The sequence below is a fragment of the Planctomycetota bacterium genome, from assembly GCA_038746835.1.
Lineage (GTDB): Bacteria > Planctomycetota > Phycisphaerae > Tepidisphaerales > Tepidisphaeraceae > JBCDKH01.
Genome location: JBCDKH010000284.1, coordinates 1 through 3047, shown reverse-complemented (window position 1 = coordinate 3047; position 3047 = coordinate 1). Strand labels below are relative to the sequence as shown.

The 3047-nt window shown below is 65.2% G+C and carries 3 protein-coding genes; 2 read left to right on the top strand and 1 reads right to left on the bottom strand.

The features are described from left to right. Nucleotides 1-23: 23 nt before the first annotated feature. The gene (locus tag AAGI46_16645; protein MEM1013836.1) at nt 24-1007 is read left to right on the top strand and encodes a DUF5996 family protein; all 984 of its coding nucleotides are present in this window, start codon (nt 24-26) and stop codon (nt 1005-1007) included. A 21-nt stretch (nt 1008-1028) separates the two neighbouring features. Here AAGI46_16645 and AAGI46_16640 read toward each other — a convergent pair whose 3' ends face one another. Then, complete coding sequence (locus tag AAGI46_16640; GenBank protein ID MEM1013835.1) at nt 1029-1541, bottom strand: FHA domain-containing protein; 513 nt, start codon at nt 1539-1541, stop codon at nt 1029-1031. A 304-nt stretch (nt 1542-1845) separates the two neighbouring features. Between AAGI46_16640 and AAGI46_16635 the strand changes: the two genes are divergently transcribed. Then, nucleotides 1846-3047 (top strand): Ig-like domain-containing protein (locus AAGI46_16635; GenBank protein MEM1013834.1); only part of this gene is annotated, 1202 nt, incomplete at its 3' end.

Sequence of the window (3047 nt, the reverse complement as noted above, 5' to 3'; positions counted from 1 at the left end):
TTGGTCGTTCGCTACGGTCTTTCATGAGCGAAGCCGATGATCGCCTGCCGCAGCCGTTGACGAATTCGTGGACGCCGGTGTTGCCGCCGTTGGAGTTTGCGGCGTGGACGGAGACGCGTGAGACGCTGCATCTGCTCTGCCAGATCGTCGGCAAGGTGCGCATGGCCCTGACGCCGAGGCGGAATCACTGGTGGCACGTGCCGTTCTACGTGACGCCGCGCGGGCTGACGACGGGGACGCTTTACGAGCCGAACGACCCGCTGCTGTCGCTGGATATTGAGATCGATCTGCTCGAGCCGGGCATTGAGGTCCGCAACAACCGAGGCGGCATGTTCGATGTGGCAGCGCCGCTGGATCAGATGGACTGCAAGTGGATGTTCCGCGAGGTGACCGACGCTGTCTCGGCGGCCGGTGTTGATGTCGATTTGCTCGGCACGCCGTACGACCTGCCGTGGTGCACCACGCCGTTCGCCCAGAACGAAGACCGTCGCACGTTCGATCTCGGGGCCGCCGCTCGTTACTTCCGGGCACTGTCGTGGGTCGAGCGCACGTTCCAGGAGTTTCGCGGCGACTTCCTCGGCAAGCAGACGCCGGTCCACATGTTCTGGCACAGCTTCGACCTCGCCCTCACCCGTTTCAGCGGGAAGGCCGTTGACAAGAAGCCCAGCGAGTTCCGCAATCCACGCGACGCCGAGGCGTACAGCCACGAGGTCATCAGCTTCGGCTTCTGGCCCGGCGATGCCAACTACCCGCAGGCGGCGTTCTACAGCTACACCGCACCCGAGCCCGACGGCCTGGCGAGCGAGCCGCTGTCGGCAGGCGGCTGGTTCGACGTCGGCGGTAGTCACATGGCGAGGCTCGACTACGCGGAGCTTCGACAGGCCGAAGACCCGCGGCGGATGCTGCTCGGCTTCCTCGAATCGGCCTACCTCGCCGGTGCGAAACGCGCTGGCTGGGATGTCGAGGCATTGCGCGTGCCTCCCGAGGAGTACTTCGAAACCGCGTGAACCCGCTGGTCGCTGCGCGACTCAGTCGTTCATCAGCTCTTCGATGTCCGCGGCCGCGCCGGAGGGGTCGAGGCCCCACTCGCCGTCGCCGGCATCGGCTTGGGCGGTCGGGTTGAGGTGGCTGGACGGGTCCTGGCCGTCGAGCAATTCGTGCAACATCGTCCCGGAATCCGCGTTGGCGGCGTCGGCGTTGATGGGCTCGCCGTCGATTTGAATGACGAAGGTCAGCGACCCGATCATCAGTCGATCGCCCGCGAGCATGGGCGACTCCTGGACTCGGCGATTGTTGACGAAGGTGCCGTTGCTGCTGCCCAGGTCCTGAACGAGTACGCTCTGGCCGTCGCAGACGAGTTGGCAGTGCTTGCGGCTGACGTCACCCAGCGGAATGCGCAGGCCGCAGTCTTCACGGCGACCGATAACGGTTGCGCCGTGCTTGAGTTCGAATCGTCTGGCGATGCCAGTCTCACGGTGGAGCAGCAGCGCGACGTCGATCGTGCCGTCTTGATCCTTGGCAAGGGGTGTCTGCGTGCTCATGCCGATGCCTCGTCAGGGGTTCCCGCGCGGCGAACGCCTGAACGTATCAAAACAACGCCCATTCGCAAGGCGAGCGACGCCTTGTCGGACGCATCTCAGGCAATGTCGCAGGATGTCGATATGTCGGTCAGAACGGATGCCCGAAAGAGGGCAGTGTCTGAAACTGTCGCTTCGGTCGTACGTCCTCTATAACGCGTCGCGCCGCTTCGGAGAGATCGACATTCATCGACGTGGCGGACCGGCCGATGTGATCGAAGCTGCGAGCTCCGACACGTCGTCGGTGCCGACGGCCTGACCCGCTTGTATGACCCAGCCGCAACGCGTCTCGTCCCCACTTGCCGCCCGCCATCGGGCTGGTGGGGCATCGCCGTTCGAGAAACTCGAACAGCGGCGTCTGATGACCACGGTCCAGCTCGACTTCACCGGTGATGCCGGCGGCCTGGTCGATAACGCTGGCGTCGGAACCGGCTTCACGCACACACAAACCAACGCCAACGCCGGCTCCACCGCCTCCGGCTCCAGCTACGACGCGTCACTGCTTGAAGTCGACAACGGCCTGCTCCGCATTCAGAGCGTCGCAGGCAACGACGGCACGAACTCCGGCGCGACCAACAACCTCGTCAACGCGCTCCAGCTTCGCCACGACGCGACCAGCGCGTTCGTCGTCCAGACCCGCATCGTCGGCGAAAACAACGCCGCCCTCACCCAGTTCGATGCCCGCTTCGAACAAGCCGGCCTGATACTCGGCGGCGACGCCGACAACTGGGTCAAGCTCGTCGCCATCCACCACAACGACGGCCCGGCCATCCAATTCACCGACGAGTGGTCGTCGGGCGGCAGCGTCTCGTCCACCATCGGCGACGGTCTCGTGTCGGTCGGTTCATGGGCAGGCGTGACGTCGCTCGACCTCCGCATCGAGGGAAACCCGGCCGACGGAACGCTCGTCGCGCAGTACCGCATCAACGACGGCATCTGGATGACGGTGCCGCACACGATCACGGTGCCGGCCGCCAATCAGGCTGCGTTTTTCGACGACGACGCGGCGGCGGGTTTGACGACCTTCCACCGCAACACCGATGCCGGCCGAGGCGTGACGACGGCGTTCGAGTCGTTCTCGATCGTCCCGGTCTCCAACGGCGTCAACGAAAACTCGCCATCTGTCATCGAGGTGCGTCCCGGCGAAAACGCCGACGACGTTCGGCGCGACGTCTTCGTCGCTGTCGACATCGCCCTGCCGGGTGGTGCGATCGACCCGTCGACCGCGACGCCGACCGCGATCTATCTCATCGACGACGCCACCGGCCAGGCCGTGCCTGCTGCAGTCACAGTGTCGGGCGGCGGCGACGCGATCACGCTCACGCCCAAGCTTCTGCTTGCGGCCGAACAGTCGTACACGTTTGTCATTACCAGCGAGGTGCTCGACGTCGCGGGCAACGCGTTTGTGCCGTTCACCGCGGGTTTCACGACCGGCATCAAGGTCGCCGAGAGCCTGCCGGAGGTCGCGTT

Bases quoted from the DNA above. Each gene is read 5' to 3' on its own strand.
- AAGI46_16645 (MEM1013836.1), top strand. From the start codon at position 24: ATGAGCGAAGCCGATGATCGCCTGCCGCAGCCGTTGACGAATTCGTGG.
- AAGI46_16640 (MEM1013835.1), bottom strand. From the start codon at position 1,541: ATGAGCACGCAGACACCCCTTGCCAAGGATCAAGACGGCACGATCGAC.